The sequence below is a fragment of the Paractinoplanes ferrugineus genome (assembly GCF_016862195.1).
GTDB lineage: Bacteria > Actinomycetota > Actinomycetes > Mycobacteriales > Micromonosporaceae > Actinoplanes > Actinoplanes ferrugineus.
In genome coordinates, this window is the sequence record NZ_BOMM01000038.1 from 195444 (window position 1) to 210973 (window position 15530).

Here is a 15530-nt window from a genome sequence, read left to right on the forward strand (position 1 = left end):
ACTCTCAGCGCGTGACCTTGCCGCGCTGAGAGGACGAAGCGGATGGTGACCGAGGACGAGGCGATGCGCCGCGCGATCGCGCTGGCCGCCCGGGGCCTCGGCACGACCAGCCCCAACCCGGTGGTCGGTTGCCTGCTCCTCGACGCCGCGGGCGAGATCGTCGGCGAGGGCTTCCACGCGTACGCCGGCGGCCCGCACGCCGAGATCGTCGCGCTCGCCCAGGCCGGGGAGCGCGCTCGCGGCGGCACCGCGGTGGTCTCTCTCGAACCCTGCAACCACACCGGCCGCACCGGGCCCTGCAGTCACGCGCTGATCAACGCCGGGGTGCGGCGGGTGGTGATCGCGGTCGACGACCCGACCTCGGAGGCGGCGGGCGGGGCGGTCACGATGCGCGCCGCGGGGGTTCAGGTCGAGACCGGGGTCCGCCGCCGCGAGGCCGAGCAGGGCAACGTCGCCTGGCTGACCGCGGTCCGCCGCGGCCGGCCCTACGTGACCTGGAAGTTCGCCGCGACCCTGGACGGGCGGTCGGCCGCCGCCGACGGCACCAGCCAGTGGATCACCTCGGCTCCCGCACGTTCCGACGTGCACCTGCTGCGCGGCACCATGGACGCGATCATGGTCGGCGCCGGCACGGTGATCGCCGACGATCCCCAGCTCACCGTGCGTGACCTGAAGGACGGGTCGCTGGCCATCAAGCAACCGTTGCGGGTGGTCGTCGACTCCCAGGGGCGTACGCCGGAGAAAGCGCGCGTCCGCGACGTCACCGCACCCACCTGGATCGTCACCAACCGCGAGGTCGGCGCCGGGCCGGACGGCCGCGTCGACCTGAACGCCCTGCTCCAGGCGCTGTTCGGGCGGGGCATCCGCTCGGTGCTGCTGGAGGGTGGCCCCACCCTGGCCGGCTCCTTCCTGGCCGCCGGGCTGGTCGACCAGGTGATCGGCTACGTCGCGCCGAAGCTGCTCGGCGCGGGCAAGGCCGCCCTGCTCGACGCGGGGGTCGCCACCATCGGCGACGCCGTCGAACTCGATCTCACCGACATCGCGCAGATCGGACCCGACCTGCGCTTCACCGCATCACTCCGGCAAAAACCGTCCGACCAGGGGGCCTTCTGATGTTCACCGGCATCGTCGAGGAAATGGGTGAGGTCATCCGCCGCACCGACGCGGGCGGGGACTCCGCGGTCATCGCCGTGCGCGGGCCGGTCGTCACCACCGACGCCCGGCACGGCGACTCGATCGCGGTGAACGGCGTCTGTCTCACCGTGATCGACAACGAGGACGGCGTGTTCACCGCCGACGTGATGGGGGAGACGCTGCGCCGGTCGTCGCTCGGCGCGCTGCGCGCCGGCAGCCAGGTCAACCTCGAACGGGCGGCCACCCTCGGCAGCCGGCTCGGCGGTCACCTGGTGCAGGGGCACGTCGACGGCGTCGGGCAGCTGCTCAGCCGGGAGCCGGCGGAGCAGTGGGAGGTCCTGCGCTTCGCGCTGCCGAAGAGCATTTCGAAGTACGTGGTGGAGAAGGGCTCGATCACTGTCGACGGGGTGTCGCTCACCGTCATGGCGGTCGACGACGAGACGTTCGGCGTCGGTCTGATCCCGACCACGCTGAAGCTGACCGTGCTGGGATCCAAAGCCGTCGGCGACCCGGTGAACCTCGAGGTCGACGTGATCGCCAAGTACGTCGAGAAGATGCTGGGAGCCAGAAATGTTTGAGGACATCGAGCGGGCCGTCAAGGACATCGCCGCCGGTCGTGCCGTGATCGTCGTGGACGACGAGGACCGCGAGAACGAGGGCGACCTGATCTTCGCGGCCGAGAAGGCGACACCCGAACTCGTCGCGTTCATGGTGCGCTACACCTCGGGTTACATCTGCGCGCCGATCACCGAGGAGGAGGCCGACCGCCTCGACCTGCCGCCGATGTACCACACCAACCAGGACCGGCGGGGCACGGCGTACGCGGTGGCGGTCGACGCGGCCGAGGGTGTCTCGACCGGCATCTCGGCCGCCGACCGGGCCCGTACCCTGCGGTTGCTCTCCTCGGCCGACACCCGCCCGACCGATCTCACCCGCCCCGGCCATGTCGTTCCGTTGCGGGCGAAGGCCGGCGGTGTGCTGCGCCGTCCCGGGCACACCGAGGCCGCCATCGACCTGTCCGTGCTCGCCGGTCTGCGCCCGGCGGGTGTGCTGTGCGAGATGGTCAACGACGACGGCACCATGCAGCGCCGCCCCGACCTGGAGAAGTTCGCGGTCGAGCACGACCTCGCCATCATCACCATCGCCGACCTGATCGCCTACCGCCGCTCGCTGGAGCAGACCGTCGAGCGGGTGGTCGAGACGAAGCTGCCGACCGAGCACGGCGATTTCACCGCGGTCGGCTACCGCGCCAAGGTCGACGGCGGTGAGCATGTCGCGCTGGTCTTCGGCGAGCTGGGCGACGGACAGGACGTGCTGGTGCGGGTGCACTCGGAGTGCCTGACCGGGGACGTCTTCGGCTCACGGCGCTGCGACTGCGGCCCGCAGCTCGACGCGGCCCTGCAGCGGGTCGCCGAGGCCGGCCGGGGCGTGGTGCTCTACATGCGCGGGCACGAGGGCCGTGGCATCGGCCTGCTGCACAAGTTGCAGGCCTACCAGCTGCAGGATCGCGGTTTCGACACGGTCGACGCGAACCTCGAACTGGGGCTGCCGGCCGACGCCCGCGATTACGGCACCGGCGCGCAGATCCTCTACGACCTGGGCGTGCGCTCGATGACGCTGCTGACCAACAACCCGGCCAAGCGAGCCGGGCTCGAGGGGTACGGCCTGACCGTGCTGGGCCGGGCGGCGCTGCCGGTGCGGCTGTTCCCGGAGAACGTGCATTACCTGCGGACCAAGCGGGACAGGATGGGGCACCTGTTCGAGGCGTTGGGCTGATTCGTGCTCCGTAAAGCATGACAATTAACGGAAACAAGGGGGCAAGACATGGCCGGCTTCGGTGACCCGCACATGGAGACCGTCGATGCGGCCGGGCTGCGGCTCGGCATCGTCGGCGCGCGATGGCACGCCGATCTCGTCGATCACATGATCGAGCGGGCGAAGGCCGCTGCCGAGGCGTGTGGCGTGACGGACGTGGTGATCCACCGGGTGGGCGGCACGGTCGAGTTGCCGGTCGTCGCTCAGGCGCTGGCGCGGCAGTGCGACGCGGTGGTCGCCATCGGGGTGGTGATCAAGGGCGAGACCCAGCATTTCGAGTACGTGTGTGACTCGGTCACCACCGGTCTCACCCGGATCGCCCTCGACGAGAGCACTCCCGTGGCGCACGGCGTGCTGACCGTGCACAGCCTCGGCCAGGCCCGCGACCGGGCCGGCCTGGAGGACTCGATCGAGGACAAGGGCTGGCAGAGCACGATCGCGGCCCTCGACGCCGCGCTCGTCCTCCGCGAGCTGAAGCCCTGATCCGCCGGCGCCGCCCGAGATCCGGCCCGCATCGCGTCGCGCCGCGGCTCAACGCCGCATCACGACCAGGCGGATCCGGTCGTCGTCGGCCCGGACCCCGACTCCGGTCGTGACGCGGAGGTCGGTTGCCGCGCGCGCCGGGCCGGGCTGGAACGACAGGCCGCCGCCGGTGGCGTCGACGCGCATCCGCACCGAGCGCGGCACCCCGTTGCAGACGATGTCCGCGCTCTTCGAACCGACCGCGACGTGTGCCCCGGCTCGCTGCGCGAGGGACACCGCGACGCGGGCCAGCGTGCCCGGCGGGCACACCACGACGTAGTGCACGTCGACGGCGGTGCCGCCGGGAATCACCACGGCCGACTCGAGGCGCAGGCCGAGCCGGACGGCGGCGTGTCCCGGTGCCGCGGTGCCGGCGGTGACCGCCAGCGCCGCGACGGCGAGAAGGATGATGCGCATGCGAATGTCCTCCCGTGGGCAGGGAGCCGCATGCCCCGAGCGGATTCACCCCCGTGCCCGCGGATGCACTGTGGCATTCCGCGGGCGCCCGTGGAGGTGACCGTCCGTGATCTGACCCGGCAAGGATTACAGCCGGCCGGCCTCGATGATCCGGGCCAGGAACTGCCGGGTGCGGGGTTCGACCGGGTCGCCCAGCACCTGCTCGGGCGGGCCCTGTTCGAGCACCCGGCCCTTGTCGAGGAACGCGACCCGGTCGGCCACCTGACGGGCGAACCCCATCTCATGGGTGGCCAGCACCATCGTGGTGTCGCCCTTGAGGTCACGGATCATGGTGAGCACCTCGCCGACCAGCTCCGGGTCGAGCGCCGAGGTGACCTCGTCGAGCAGCAGCAGGCGTGGGCTGTTGACCAGGGCCCGCACGATCGCGGCACGCTGCTGCTGGCCGCCGCTGAGCCGGTCGGGATAGCTGCTCGCCTTGTCGGCCAGCCCGACCCGCGCCAGCCACTCCAGGGCCTGCGACTTCGCCTCGTCGACCGGGCGGCCGTGCACCCGGGTCGGCGCGAGGGTGATGTTGTCGAGCACGGTCATGTGCGGGAACAGGTTGTAGCTCTGGAAGACGAGACCGATCTTCTGACGTACGTCATCAGGGTTGATCTTGGGGTCGGTGATGTCCTCGCCGTCGAGCGTGATCGTGCCGTCGTCGATCCCGGTAAGCAGGTTCACACAGCGCAACAACGTCGATTTGCCGGAGCCGGAGGCCCCGATCAGCGCCACCACCTCGTGCTCGTCGACCGACAGGTCGAGCCCGTCGAGCACCACCGAGGCGCCGAACGTCTTGCGGACATCCGTGCAGGTCAGCAGCATCAGGTCCCCGCGTTCTGGCGGCGGGCGGCGCGCAGCGTCACCCAGTCGGTCACGCCGATCAGCGGCAGGGCCAAGAGCACGAAGAGCACACCCGCGATGACGTACGGGGTGAAGTTCGCGTTCTGTGCCACGCCGATCTGGGCCGCCCGGATCGCGTCGATCGGACCCGCCAGGGAGATCAGGCCGACGTCCTTCTGGAGCGCCACCGTGTCGTTGAGCAGCGGCGGAGCCACCCGCCGGACCGCCTGCGGCAGCACCACGTGGCGCATCGACTGGCGGTAGGTCAGGCCGAGCGAGCGGGCCGCCGCGATCTGGCTCGGGTGCACCGACTCGATGCCGGCCCGGAACACCTCGGCGAGGTAGGCGCCGTAGGTGATCACGATGGCCGCGCCGCCGAGCACCGTGACGCTCGGGGTCCCCTGCAACCGCAGCCCCGGTACGCCGAACGCGAACAGGTAGATCACGATGATCAGCGGAAGACCCCGGAAGGAGTACGTGTAGAGCGTCGCGATCGCCCGGACCGGGAAGAACACCGGGCCGCGCAGCGTGCGCAGCACCGCGATCAGCAGGCCCAGGGCGAGCGCCGCGATCGCGCAGAACACCAGCATGCGGAGGTTCAGCCACAGTCCCTCGAGGATCTGCGGGAAGAACTCCTTGGCGTTGTGGAAGTCGAAGAACGACTGCTTGACCCGGTCCCAGCCGGGCGCGCTGGTGACCGCCACGCCCAGCAGGGTGCCGAGGACCGCTGTGGACAGGGCGGCGACCAGCACCGACCGGACCGCCTGCCGTTTGCGGAAGGCGGTCCGGCCGAGCTGAACGTCACTCGGGCGGTAGGCGTCGGTGGTCACTGGAGCTCGGGAGCTCCACCGCTCTGGGCCAGCCACTGCTTCTCCAGCACCGCCAGGGTGCCGTCGTTGCGCAGCTGGTCGACCGCCTGGCTGACGCACGAGGTCAGGCTGGAACCCTTGTCGAGCACGAGACCGAACTGCTCGGGCACGCCCACCTGGGGGAGCTGGCCGACGATCAGGCCGTTGTCGAGCTCGGCGCCGGTCATGTAGAACGCCGTCGGCAGGTCCACCACGATGCCGTCGACGGTGCCGTTGACCAGCGCGGCCTTGGCGTCGTCGTTGTTGTTGAAGACCGATGGCTGGGCCGTCGGCTTGATCACCTCGGTGATCGCCTGGTAGCTCGTCGTGCCGACCTGGGCGCCGAGCTTGGCGGTCTTGAGATCGGCCAGCGACTTGGCGGTCGCGATCTTCGAGCCCTTGGTGGTGATCACGGTCTGCTTCACGAGGTAGTACGGCGCGGAGAAATCGACGGCCTTCTTGCGCTCGTCGGTGATCGAGAACTCGTTGATATCGAAGTCGTACGATTTCGGGCCGGGCGCGATGGCGTTGTTGAACGTCACAGAGATCCAGGTCACGTTGTCCGCCGTAAATCCCAGACGCTGGGCGACCGCGTACGCCACAGCCGACTCGAAGCCCTTGCCGTTGGCCGGCTTGTTGTCGCTGAACCACGGCGCGTAGACCGGGTTGTCGGTGCCGATCGTGAGCTTGCCGGCGGTCTTCGTCGACATCGTCGCAGGCGCGCACGTGTTCGTAGAAGCGCTGGCAGACGGCGTGGCGGAGGTCGTCTCGTCGGCTGGCGCGCAGGCCGCGAGGGCGGCGAGAGCGAGGACGGCGCCACCGGTGGTGAGGAGGGTGTTTCGGGTGACCATGACGGCGAGCCTAGGGCACGTCTCACCTGCTGGGGGCGTTCGTATCGATCCCGTGATGAGTTGTCACAATGGCGCCCGTGAAGACGTTCGAAGAGTTGTTCGCCGAGCTCCGGGAGAAGGCGGAGACGCGCCCCGAGGGCTCGTCCACGGTCGTGGCCCTGGAGCGAGGGGTCCACTTCATCGGGAAGAAGGTCGTCGAGGAGGCGGCCGAGTCCTGGATGGCCGCCGAGCACGAGGGCCCCGAGCGGGCCGCCGAGGAGATCTCCCAGCTGCTCTATCAAGCTCAGGTTCTGATGATCGCGACCGGCCTCGAGCTCGAGGACGTCTATCGACATCTGTGACGTGCCCTCTCGACCTTTCCTCACTCGAAAGAAGGAGCACGTCGATGCTGCGCATCGCGATCCCGAACAAAGGCACCCTGTCCCAGCCCGCCTCGCAGATGCTCAAGGACGCCGGCTACCGCCAGCGCACCGATCCCAAAGACCTGATGTGCCGTGACGAGCCCAACAGTGTCGAGTTCTTCTACCTGCGCCCCCGCGACATCGCCACCTATGTCGGCACCGGCGACCTCGACCTCGGCATCACCGGCCGCGACCTGCTCGTCGACTCCGGGGTCGCCGCCGAGGAGACGCTCGACCTGGGGTTCGGCGGGGCCACGTTCCGCTGGGCGGCCCCGCCCGGAACGATCACCACGGCCGCCGAGATCGGTGGCCGGCGCATCGCCACCGCCTACCCCGGGGTGGTCTCGCGCTATCTGGTCGAGCACGACCTGAAGGCCGAGGTCGTCCGGCTCGACGGGGCCGTGGAGAACGCGGTCCGGCTCGGCGTCGCCGACCTGATCGCCGACGTGGTCGAGACCGGCGCGACCCTGCGCCAGGCCGGCCTGGTCACGCTCGGCGACCCGCTGCTGCGCTCGTCGGCGATCCTGATCGGCCGGCCGGGCCACACGCCGGCCGGTGCCGCCCAGCTGCTCCGCCGGCTGCAGGGGGTGCTGGTGGCGCGCAGCTACGTGATGCTCGCCTACGACGTGCCCGCCGATCTGCTCGAGAACGCCACGGCGCTGACTCCCGGCATCGAGTCGCCGACCGTCTCGCCGCTGCGCCGGGAGGGCTGGGTGGCGGTGGAGGCCATGGTCAAACGCAGCGACGTGCACCGCACCATGGACGAGCTGTACGAACTGGGCGCCCGCGCCATCCTTGTCACCGACATCGCGAACTGCCGGTTGTAAAGTCATGGTCGTGGAAACGGTGACGTATCGGCCGCAGAAGATCCGCTGGGTCGCCGGCGCGCTGGCCGCCGGCGTCGTGGTGCTCTTCACCGCGATCAGTTTCGGCCTGCACGGATCGGCCGGCTTCGAGAACTCGGGCCAGTTCGAGCGCGGCGACCAGACCGCCATGATCGGCCTGGGCGTGCTGATCGCGCTCGGCATCCTGGCGTTCTGCCGCCCGCGGGTGACCGCCGACGCCGAGCACATCCGCATCCGCAACGTGGTCGGCGGCTACGACCTGCCCTGGAGCGTGGTGCGGGCGGTGCGCTTCGACCGCAACTCGCCGTGGGCGCAGCTGGAGCTGCACGACGACGAGCAGGTGTCGGTCCATGCGTTGCAGGCCGCCGACAAGGGCTACGCGGTCGAGGGAGTGCGGGCACTTCGGGCCCTGCATTCGGCCGCCGTGAGTGCCTGATAGACTTGCCGCAGTCGACCACGCCTTTAGTGCTCAGTTGTTGAGTTAAGCCCAGTTGTTGAGTTAGCCCGGCTGTCGAGTTAAGCCCGGCTGTTGAGTTCAACTCATCTGCGGAGCTGCCGAGGGCGCGAAAGAGGAGCCCGCTGGTTCCCACCCGCCGCCTTCACGGTGTCGGGTCCGGTCACCCGGCTTCGGTGTTCCCGATGGGAACAATCGAGGTGCGGGGTGCGTCCTCATGGGCGCCGATGACCGGTCGAGCGGGCCCTGGCATGCGTGCCGGGGCCTTCTGCTTTCTCGGTGCCCTGATCTCGAGGGTGGGCCGGGGCCGACCGACATTGGCAACGTTTCCGTGGGTGGGACCGCGGGGGCGTGGAAAAGTAAACCGTTCTGAGGAGGCCCCATCAGCGTCGAACCACGCGTTAACGAACAGATCCGGGCTCGTGAGGTCCGTTTGGTCGGCCCCGAGGGTGAGCAGGTGGGCATCGTCCCGCTCGAGCGCGCCCTGCAGCTGGCTGCGGACGTAGACCTGGACCTGGTCGAGGTTGCTCCGATGGCGCGGCCGCCGGTGTGCAAGCTCATGGACTTCGGCAAGTTCAAGTACGAGAGCGCACTGAAGGCACGCGAAGCGCGGCGCAACCAGCAGCAGACCGTCATCAAGGAAATGAAGCTCCGACCGAAGATCGACCCGCACGACTACGAGACCAAGAAGGGTCACGTAGTGCGGTTCCTCAAGGCGGGCGACAAGGTCAAGGTGACGATTATGTTCCGCGGTCGCGAGCAGAGTCGCCCGGAGCTGGGTTTCCGGCTCCTGCGCCGGCTCAGCGAGGAGATCTCGGAGCTTGGCTTCGTCGAGGCCAGTCCGAAGCAGGACGGCCGAAACATGATCATGGTGTTGGCCCCGCACCGGGCCACCAAGGCAGCCGCTGCTGCGACGGTCGCGGCCAACGCGCGTCCGCCGCGGGAGGCGCGTGAAGGCGATGGTGCCGAGGCGCCGGCGGCCGAAGCCACCGAAGCCACCGAAGTCACCGCAGAGTAATTCAGCTTTTCCGCACGGCGTCGAGCCGTGCGGAAAGATCAGAAAGAGGCTTTAAGTGCCGAAGTTCAAGCCCCACACCGGTACCGGCAAGCGGGTGAAGGTCACCGGCAAGGGCAAGCTCGTCACGGAGCAGGCCGGCAAGCGCCACCTGCTGGAGGGCAAGTCCTCCAAGGTCACCCGTCGGATGACCGGCACGGTGACCGTGGCCAAGGCCGACACCAAGCGAGTCAAGAAGCTGCTGGGCCGCTGACGCGCGCGCCACACAAGTTCCCCTGTTAGGAGTACCGAAATGGCACGCGTCAAGCGTTCTGTAAACGCCCAGAAGAAGCGTCGCACTCTGCTCGATGCGGCGAGCGGCTACCGCGGGCAGCGCTCCCGGCTGTACCGCAAGGCCAAGGAGCAGGTGCTGCACTCGATGCAGTACGCGTACCGTGACCGCCGTGACCGCAAGGGCGACTTCCGCCAGCTGTGGATCACGCGCATCAACGCCGGTGCGCGCGCGAACGGCATGACCTACAACCGCCTCATCCAGGGCCTCAAGCTGGCCGAGGTCGAGGTGGACCGCAAGATCCTGGCCGACCTGGCAGTCAACGACGGTGCAGCCTTCGCGGCCATCGTCGAGATCGCGCGGGCTGCCGTCGCGGCCGAGGGCACCGGCGGCGCTGCCGCGCAGGCTGCCTGATCACCGTTTCACCGCCGGGACGCCCTCCGATCGATCGGGGGGCGTTCTGCTGTTCCGGGGAGCCCGCATGACTTTCACGACCCGTACTCCTCGCGTTGTCGCGGCCCGGCGTCTGCAGCGCCGCCGCGACCGTGATCAGAGTGGGCGGTTTCTGGCCGAGGGGCCGCAGGCGGTGCGTGAAGCGCTGGCCGCGGGGGTGGTGCTGGAGTTGTTCGGCACCGAGGCCGCGCTGAACCGGCACGGTGATCTCGCGCTGGAGGCGCCGGTGGTCTCACCGGTCGACGAGGAGGCCCTCGCCGCCCTCACCGAGACCGTGCAGCCGCAGGGGCTCGTCGCGGTCTGCGAACAGGTGGACGTCACCCTGAGCGCGGCCCTGGCCAAGGGACCACGGTTGGTGGCGGTGGCCGCGGAGATCCGCGACCCGGGCAACGCCGGGACGATCCTGCGGACCGCCGACGCGGCCGGGGCGGGCGTGGTGATCTTCGCGGGCGACGCGGTCGACCCCTATAACGGCAAATGTGTACGGGCCTCGGCCGGCTCGTTGTTTCATGTGGATGTGGTGCGAACCGGTCTCGACGTCCTGGACGAACTGCGCGACTACGGCCTCCAGACCCTCGCTACCAGCGGAAACGGCGCGGACGACCTCGATACGCTGCTCGACGAGGGGGTGCTTGCCGGGCCGACCGCGTGGATCTTCGGCTCGGAGGCCCACGGCTTGCCGCGCGACCTGCTCGACGGCGCCGACCGCCAGGTGCGGGTGCCGATCTACGGTGGTGCGGAGAGCCTGAACCTGGCCGCCGCGGCCGCCGTCTGCCTCTACGCCTCGGCCCGGGCGCACCGCTGATGCGCGCCCAGGTCTACGACACCGTCGGCGGGCCGGTCGCCATGCGGCAGATCCCGGAGCCCACGCTGCCGCCGGACGGCGCGATCGTCGAGGTCCGCGCGACCGGGGTGTGCCGCTCCGACTGGCACGCCTGGCGCGGTCACGACCCGGTGCCGTTGCCGCACGTGCCCGGCCATGAGTTCGCCGGGGTGATCTCCGCACTCGGCGGTGAGGTCACCGGCTTCGCGGTGGGTGACCGGGTCACCGCGCCGTTCGTCAACGGGTGCGGGCGGTGCGACTACTGCCGGTCCGGCAACGCCCAGGTCTGCCCCGACCAGACCCAGCCCGGCTTCACCCACCCGGGATCGTTCGCCGAGCGGGTCGTGGTGCGCGCCGCCGCGACGAACCTCGTCCGACTGCCCGACGAGATCGACTTCGTCGGTGCGGCCGCCCTCGGCTGCCGTTTCGCGACCGCGTTCCGGGCGCTGCGCGGACTCGACCGGCCCTCGTCGGCCGGTCCGTCGTTGCGGCCGGGTACCACCGTGGTGATCTACGGCTGCGGGGGAGTGGGTCTGTCCGCCGTCATGATCGCGGTGGCCCTCGGAGCTCGGGTGCTCGCCGTCGATCCGTCACCGGCCGCCCGCGCGGCCGCCGCCGACCTCGGCGCGATCGCGAAGACCGAGGTGCTCGGCGAGGCCGACGTGGCGATCGACGCCTACGGCTCGGCCGAGACCGCGATGGCCTCGGTGCGCAGCCTGCGCCGCGGCGGCCGGCACGTGCAGGTCGGCCTGATGCTCGGCGCCGACGCCCGCGCACCCCTCCCGTGGGACCTGGTCGTCGCCCATGAACTGGAGATCCTCGGCTCGCACGGGATGGCCGCCGCCGATTACCCGGCGATGCTCGACCTCGTCGTCGCCGGCAAGCTCAACCCGCGCCGGCTGGTCGGCTCGACCATCCCGCTGGCCGAGGCCGGCGACGCCCTGATGGCCATGGACTCGCCTGTGGCGCGCGCTGGGGGAATTGTCGTCGCGGTATGCTGACGGCGTGCCAGGTCCGATGACGCTGTTTAGCCGGCCCGCTGGTCGCGGGCGCCGGATCTGACTTCGCGCGTTCTCTCCTGACCGGCGGGCTGCGGCTCAGCCGCTCCTCCGTACACTGCCCGATGGCATTTTCCGGTGTTGAGGGAGATCATGTCCTACCGCAACGATCCGTACGATCCCAAGCAGGCCGCCCTGCTCGACCCGTCGGCCCTCGAGGCCGCGGTCGCCGACGCGAAGGCGGCCTTCGCCGCCGCCGCCGACCTGGACGCGCTCGGCGCGCTCAAGCCGGCTCACCTCGGTGACCGCTCGCCCGTGTCGCTCGCCCGCCGGGAGATCGGCTCGCTGCCGCCGGCCGCCAAGTCCGACGCCGGCAAGCGGGTCAACCTCGCCCGCCAAGCGGTGCAGGCCGCGTTCGACGAGCGCCTCGCCGAACTCGAGGTCGAGCGGGCCTCGCACGTGCTCATCGAGGAGCGGGTCGACGTCACACTGCCGTGGGACCGGCGTCCGCGGGGCGCCCGGCACCCGATCACCACGCTGATGGAGCACATGGGCGACCTGTTCGCCGGCATGGGCTACGACGTGGTCGAGGGTCCCGAGCTGGAGCTCGAGTGGGCCAACTTCGACGCGCTCAACATCGGGCCGGACAACCCGGTGCGCGGCACGATGGACACGTTCTATGTGGACCTGCCCGGCCTCGTGATGCGCACGCACACCTCGCCCGGCCAGGTGCGCACCATGCTCACCCGGCAGCCACCGATCTATGTGGTCTGCCCCGGTCGCACCTACCGCTCCGACGAGTTGGACGCCACCCACAGCCCGGTCTTCCACCAGATCGAAGGCCTGGTGGTCGACGAGGGCATCACCATGGCCCACCTGCGCGGCACCCTCGACCACTTCGCCAAGGCGATGTTCGGTCCGGACGCGCGCACCCGCTGGCGGCCGCACTACTTCCCGTTCACCGAGCCGTCCGCCGAGTTCGACGTGTGGTTCCAGCACCACCGGGACGGCCCGCGCTGGGTCGAATGGGGCGGCTGCGGAATGGTCAACCCGAAGGTCCTGGTGGCCTGTGGCATCGACCCGGATCGCTACTCGGGCTTCGCGTTCGGCATGGGCGTCGACCGCACCCTGATGTTCCGCAACGGCGTCGGGGACATGCGCGACCTCGTCGAGGGCGATGCGCGGTTCACCGTGAACTTCGGCATGTCGGTGTAGCGGAGCGAAACGACTCATGGGAATGGTGGTCTGAGACCAATGCGTACTTCGCTGTCCTGGCTACGGGACTACGTTTCGCTTCCCGCCTCGTCGACGGCCGCGGAGCTGGACGAGGCGCTGACAAACCTCGGCATGGAGGTCGAGTCGATCGTCGACCAGGCCGCCACCGTCCAGGGTGACCTGGTCGTCGGCCGGGTGCTGACGATCGAGGAGCTGACCGGCTTCAAGAAGCCGATCCGGTTCTGCACGGTGGACGTCGGCAAGGACGCGCCGCAGGAGATCGTCTGCGGTGCGCGCAACTTCGCCGAGGGCGATCTGGTCGTCGTCATCCTGCCCGGCGGTGAGCTGCCCGGCGGCTTCAAGATCGGTGCGCGGAAGACGTACGGCCGGAACTCGAACGGCATGATCTGCTCGTCGGCCGAGCTCGGGCTCTCCGGCGACCACTCCGGCATCATCGTGCTGCCGGCCGGCTCCGGTGTTCCCGGTGCGGACGCCCGGCCCCTGGTCGGGCTCGACGACGTCGTGGTCGACGTGGAGATCACCCCGGACCGCGGTTACCAGATGAGCCTGCGCGGCCTGGCACGCGAGTTGTCGTACGCCTTCGAGGCCGCGTACACCGATCCGGCGTTGATCTCGGCGGCCGACGGGACCACGGACGTGCCGCATCCGGTGGTCGTCGAGGACACGGTCGGATGTGACCGGTTCTCGGCGCGCGTGGTGCGCGGCATCGACCCGAACGCGCCGTCACCGGAGTGGATGCAGCGCCGCCTCGTCGCCGCCGGCATCCGCACCATCTCGCTGCCCGTCGACATCACCAACTACCTGATGCTCGAGCTCGGCCAGCCGATGCACGTGTTCGACCTCAACCGGATCTCCGGTCCGCTGGTCGTGCGCCGCAGCCGGCCCGGCGAGAAACTGACCACACTCGACGGTGTGGCCCGCGTGCTCGACGCCGAGGACATGGTGATCTGCGACGACACCGGGCCGATCTCGCTCGCCGCGGTGATGGGCGGCGAGACCAGCGAATGGCAGCCGGACACCGTCGACGTGCTGCTCGAAGCCGCCCACTGGGACCCGGTGATGGTGGGTCGCACCGCGCGTCGGCACAAACTGTTCAGCGAGGCGGCCAAGCGCTGGGAGCGCGGAGTCGACCCGAGCCTGACGCTGGTGGCACTGGAACGGGCGGTGCAGATCCTCACCGCGCACGCCGGCGGGACCGTCGCGGCTGAGGTCCTCGACCTCGACCATCGGGCCGCGCCCCGGCCGATCCTGCTCGACCCGGCCCTGCCGGCGCAGCGGGTCGGTGTCCCCTACCCCGCCGACCAGGTCGGGGAACTCCTCGAACGAGTCGGCTGCACGGTCACCGGCAACAACCCGCTCGAGGTCACCCCGCCGACCTGGCGGCCCGACCTGGTCGCCCCGATCGACCTGGTGGAAGAGGTCGCGCGGCTGGCCGGCTACAACAACATCCCGAGCCTGCTGCCGCCGGCCCGCGGCGGCACCGGTATCACGGCGGCTCAGCGTCGCCGCCGCACGGTCGGGCGGGCGATGGCCGAGAACGGTTACGTCGAGGTGCTGTCGTACCCGTTCGTCGCCCCGGCGCTGGCCGACGCTCTCGGCTATGCCGTGGACGACCCGAGGCGCAGCGCGGTCCGGCTGACGAACCCGCTCTCCGAAGAAGAGCCGTTGTTGCGTACGTCGTTGCTGGCGCCCCTGCTCGGCGTGACGGTGCAGCGCAACCTCAGCCGTGGCCTGCGTGACCTGGCCCTGTTCGAGATCGGCACGGTGTTCCTGCCGTCCGGCACGACGGCGGTGCCGCCGGTGATGGGCGTCGACCGGCGCCCGACCCCGGCCGAGTGGAAGCAGGCCAACGAGTTCGTGCCGGCCCAGCCGTGGCATCTCGCCGCCGTGCTGACCGGTGAGATCGCGCCCTCCGGCTGGTGGGGTCCCGGTCGCGCGGCGATCTGGGCCGACGCCGTCTCGGCCGCCCGGATCGCCCTGTCGGCCGCGGGCATCGCCGACTCGCGCGTCTCGGTCGCGGCCGCGGCGGAGACGCCGTGGCACCCCGGTCGCTGCGCCGCCGTCTCGGTGGACGGCACGGTCGTCGGCTATGCGGGCGAACTGCACCCGGCCGTCGTGTCCGCGCTCGACCTGCCCAAGCGCACCTGCGCCATGGAGCTCGACCTGTCGGCGATCCCCGCCGCCCCGGTCGTGCAGGGAATCCGGATCGCGTCGTTCCCGCCCGCCCTCATCGACGTCGCACTCGTGCTCGACCGGTCCGTGCCCGCCGCCGAGGTGTCGTCAGCCCTGGCCGGCGGCGCGGGGGAACTGCTCGAATCGGTGGCGCTGTTCGACGTCTACGAGTCGGACCAGCTGGGCGAGGGCAAGCGGTCACTGGCCTACAAGCTGACCTTCCGCGCGCCCGACCGCACCCTGACCTCCGAAGAGGCGCTGGCCGCCCGAGACGCGGCCGTCGCGGCGGTTGCCTCGCAGTTCGGAGCCACCCTGCGCGGCGCCTGACCACTGTTCGCCGGCGGCCCGCTTGATTGCGGGCCCGCCTCGTCGTCGGCCCGCGGTTTCTTGACC

18 protein-coding genes are annotated in these 15530 nt (G+C 70.3%); 14 read left to right on the forward strand and 4 right to left on the reverse strand.

Annotation, left to right across the window (positions count from 1 at the left end):
• Positions 1-42 precede the first annotated feature (42 nt).
• The 4 genes from ribD to ribH are packed head-to-tail and all read left to right on the forward strand — an operon-like array spanning position 43 to position 3432.
• Positions 43-1113: a bifunctional diaminohydroxyphosphoribosylaminopyrimidine deaminase/5-amino-6-(5-phosphoribosylamino)uracil reductase RibD gene (gene ribD, locus Afe05nite_RS21045; protein ID WP_203818856.1), complete on the forward strand. Its 1071-nt coding sequence runs from the start codon at positions 43-45 to the stop codon at positions 1111-1113.
• Positions 1113-1712, forward strand: a complete 600-nt coding sequence (locus Afe05nite_RS21050; RefSeq protein ID WP_203818857.1) for a riboflavin synthase — start codon at positions 1113-1115, stop codon at positions 1710-1712. Before ribD ends, Afe05nite_RS21050 begins: the two co-directional genes overlap by 1 nt.
• Entirely contained in the window at positions 1705-2910 is a 1206-nt protein-coding gene (locus tag Afe05nite_RS21055) for a bifunctional 3,4-dihydroxy-2-butanone-4-phosphate synthase/GTP cyclohydrolase II (RefSeq protein WP_203818858.1), read from the forward strand. Before Afe05nite_RS21050 ends, Afe05nite_RS21055 begins: the two co-directional genes overlap by 8 nt.
• A gap of 48 nt (positions 2911-2958) precedes the next feature.
• Entirely contained in the window at positions 2959-3432 is a 474-nt protein-coding gene (gene ribH, locus Afe05nite_RS21060) for a 6,7-dimethyl-8-ribityllumazine synthase (RefSeq protein WP_203818859.1), read from the forward strand.
• 48 nt (positions 3433-3480) lie between these two features.
• Here ribH and Afe05nite_RS21065 read toward each other — a convergent pair whose 3' ends face one another.
• The 4 genes from Afe05nite_RS21065 to Afe05nite_RS21080 all read right to left on the reverse strand — a co-directional run bounded on the left by Afe05nite_RS21065 (position 3481) and on the right by Afe05nite_RS21080 (position 6469).
• Complete coding sequence (locus Afe05nite_RS21065; protein WP_203818860.1) at positions 3481-3888, reverse strand: hypothetical protein; 408 nt, start codon at positions 3886-3888, stop codon at positions 3481-3483.
• 126 nt (positions 3889-4014) lie between these two features.
• Complete coding sequence (locus Afe05nite_RS21070; RefSeq protein ID WP_203818861.1) at positions 4015-4752, reverse strand: amino acid ABC transporter ATP-binding protein; 738 nt, start codon at positions 4750-4752, stop codon at positions 4015-4017.
• Entirely contained in the window at positions 4752-5600 is an 849-nt protein-coding gene (locus tag Afe05nite_RS21075; RefSeq protein WP_203818862.1) for an amino acid ABC transporter permease, read from the reverse strand. Before Afe05nite_RS21075 ends, Afe05nite_RS21070 begins: the two co-directional genes overlap by 1 nt.
• The gene (locus tag Afe05nite_RS21080) at positions 5597-6469 is read right to left on the reverse strand and encodes an ABC transporter substrate-binding protein (RefSeq protein ID WP_203818863.1); all 873 of its coding nucleotides are present in this window, start codon (positions 6467-6469) and stop codon (positions 5597-5599) included. The genes Afe05nite_RS21075 and Afe05nite_RS21080 overlap by 4 nt, the downstream gene beginning before the upstream one ends.
• 77 nt (positions 6470-6546) lie before the next feature.
• On the opposite strand from Afe05nite_RS21080, the gene Afe05nite_RS21085 reads away from it, so the two are divergent.
• The 10 genes from Afe05nite_RS21085 to pheT all read left to right on the forward strand — a co-directional run bounded on the left by Afe05nite_RS21085 (position 6547) and on the right by pheT (position 15464).
• On the forward strand, positions 6547-6810 hold the full coding sequence (locus Afe05nite_RS21085; RefSeq protein ID WP_203818864.1) for a phosphoribosyl-ATP diphosphatase: 264 nt from the start codon (positions 6547-6549) through the stop codon (positions 6808-6810).
• A 44-nt stretch (positions 6811-6854) separates the two neighbouring features.
• Positions 6855-7697 carry an ATP phosphoribosyltransferase gene (hisG, locus tag Afe05nite_RS21090; protein ID WP_203818865.1) on the forward strand — a complete coding sequence of 281 codons (843 nt, stop codon included), beginning with the start codon at positions 6855-6857 and terminating at the stop codon, positions 7695-7697.
• 4 nt (positions 7698-7701) lie between these two features.
• The gene (locus Afe05nite_RS21095) at positions 7702-8151 is read left to right on the forward strand and encodes a PH domain-containing protein (protein WP_203818866.1); all 450 of its coding nucleotides are present in this window, start codon (positions 7702-7704) and stop codon (positions 8149-8151) included.
• A gap of 400 nt (positions 8152-8551) precedes the next feature.
• Positions 8552-9187 (forward strand): translation initiation factor IF-3, encoded by a 636-nt coding sequence (infC, locus tag Afe05nite_RS21100; protein WP_203818916.1) that lies wholly within the window; start codon positions 8552-8554, stop codon positions 9185-9187.
• A gap of 55 nt (positions 9188-9242) precedes the next feature.
• Positions 9243-9437, forward strand: coding sequence for a 50S ribosomal protein L35 (gene rpmI, locus Afe05nite_RS21105; RefSeq protein ID WP_203735243.1), 195 nt, complete (start codon positions 9243-9245; stop codon positions 9435-9437).
• A gap of 39 nt (positions 9438-9476) precedes the next feature.
• Positions 9477-9869 carry a 50S ribosomal protein L20 gene (gene rplT / locus Afe05nite_RS21110; protein WP_203818867.1) on the forward strand — a complete coding sequence of 131 codons (393 nt, stop codon included), beginning with the start codon at positions 9477-9479 and terminating at the stop codon, positions 9867-9869.
• Positions 9870-9936: 67 nt separating this feature from the next.
• Positions 9937-10713, forward strand: coding sequence for a TrmH family RNA methyltransferase (locus Afe05nite_RS21115; RefSeq protein ID WP_203818868.1), 777 nt, complete (start codon positions 9937-9939; stop codon positions 10711-10713).
• The gene (locus tag Afe05nite_RS21120; RefSeq protein WP_203818869.1) at positions 10713-11732 is read left to right on the forward strand and encodes an alcohol dehydrogenase catalytic domain-containing protein; all 1020 of its coding nucleotides are present in this window, start codon (positions 10713-10715) and stop codon (positions 11730-11732) included. The genes Afe05nite_RS21115 and Afe05nite_RS21120 overlap by 1 nt, the downstream gene beginning before the upstream one ends.
• Before the next feature lie 150 nt (positions 11733-11882).
• A complete protein-coding gene (locus Afe05nite_RS21125) occupies positions 11883-12944 on the forward strand; it encodes a phenylalanine--tRNA ligase subunit alpha (protein WP_203818917.1) in 1062 nt (353 codons plus the stop codon).
• A gap of 39 nt (positions 12945-12983) precedes the next feature.
• On the forward strand, positions 12984-15464 hold the full coding sequence (pheT, locus tag Afe05nite_RS21130; RefSeq protein WP_203818870.1) for a phenylalanine--tRNA ligase subunit beta: 2481 nt from the start codon (positions 12984-12986) through the stop codon (positions 15462-15464).
• Positions 15465-15530: the final 66 nt, after the last annotated feature.

Excerpts from the sequence above, each read along its gene's own strand:
- Afe05nite_RS21065 (WP_203818860.1), bottom strand. The coding sequence starts at position 3,888 with ATGCGCATCATCCTTCTCGCCGTCGCGGCGCTGGCGGTCACCGCCGGC.
- ribD (WP_203818856.1), top strand. The coding sequence starts at position 43 with ATGGTGACCGAGGACGAGGCGATGCGCCGCGCGATCGCGCTGGCCGCC.
- Afe05nite_RS21055 (WP_203818858.1), top strand. The coding sequence starts at position 1,705 with ATGTTTGAGGACATCGAGCGGGCCGTCAAGGACATCGCCGCCGGTCGT.
- Afe05nite_RS21125 (WP_203818917.1), top strand. The coding sequence starts at position 11,883 with ATGTCCTACCGCAACGATCCGTACGATCCCAAGCAGGCCGCCCTGCTC.
- hisG (WP_203818865.1), top strand. The coding sequence starts at position 6,855 with ATGCTGCGCATCGCGATCCCGAACAAAGGCACCCTGTCCCAGCCCGCC.
- Afe05nite_RS21120 (WP_203818869.1), top strand. The coding sequence starts at position 10,713 with ATGCGCGCCCAGGTCTACGACACCGTCGGCGGGCCGGTCGCCATGCGG.
- Afe05nite_RS21070 (WP_203818861.1), bottom strand. The coding sequence starts at position 4,752 with ATGCTGCTGACCTGCACGGATGTCCGCAAGACGTTCGGCGCCTCGGTG.
- pheT (WP_203818870.1), top strand. The coding sequence starts at position 12,984 with ATGCGTACTTCGCTGTCCTGGCTACGGGACTACGTTTCGCTTCCCGCC.
- Afe05nite_RS21080 (WP_203818863.1), bottom strand. The coding sequence starts at position 6,469 with ATGGTCACCCGAAACACCCTCCTCACCACCGGTGGCGCCGTCCTCGCT.
- rplT (WP_203818867.1), top strand. The coding sequence starts at position 9,477 with ATGGCACGCGTCAAGCGTTCTGTAAACGCCCAGAAGAAGCGTCGCACT.
- ribH (WP_203818859.1), top strand. The coding sequence starts at position 2,959 with ATGGCCGGCTTCGGTGACCCGCACATGGAGACCGTCGATGCGGCCGGG.
- Afe05nite_RS21095 (WP_203818866.1), top strand. The coding sequence starts at position 7,702 with ATGGTCGTGGAAACGGTGACGTATCGGCCGCAGAAGATCCGCTGGGTC.
- Afe05nite_RS21050 (WP_203818857.1), top strand. The coding sequence starts at position 1,113 with ATGTTCACCGGCATCGTCGAGGAAATGGGTGAGGTCATCCGCCGCACC.
- Afe05nite_RS21115 (WP_203818868.1), top strand. The coding sequence starts at position 9,937 with ATGACTTTCACGACCCGTACTCCTCGCGTTGTCGCGGCCCGGCGTCTG.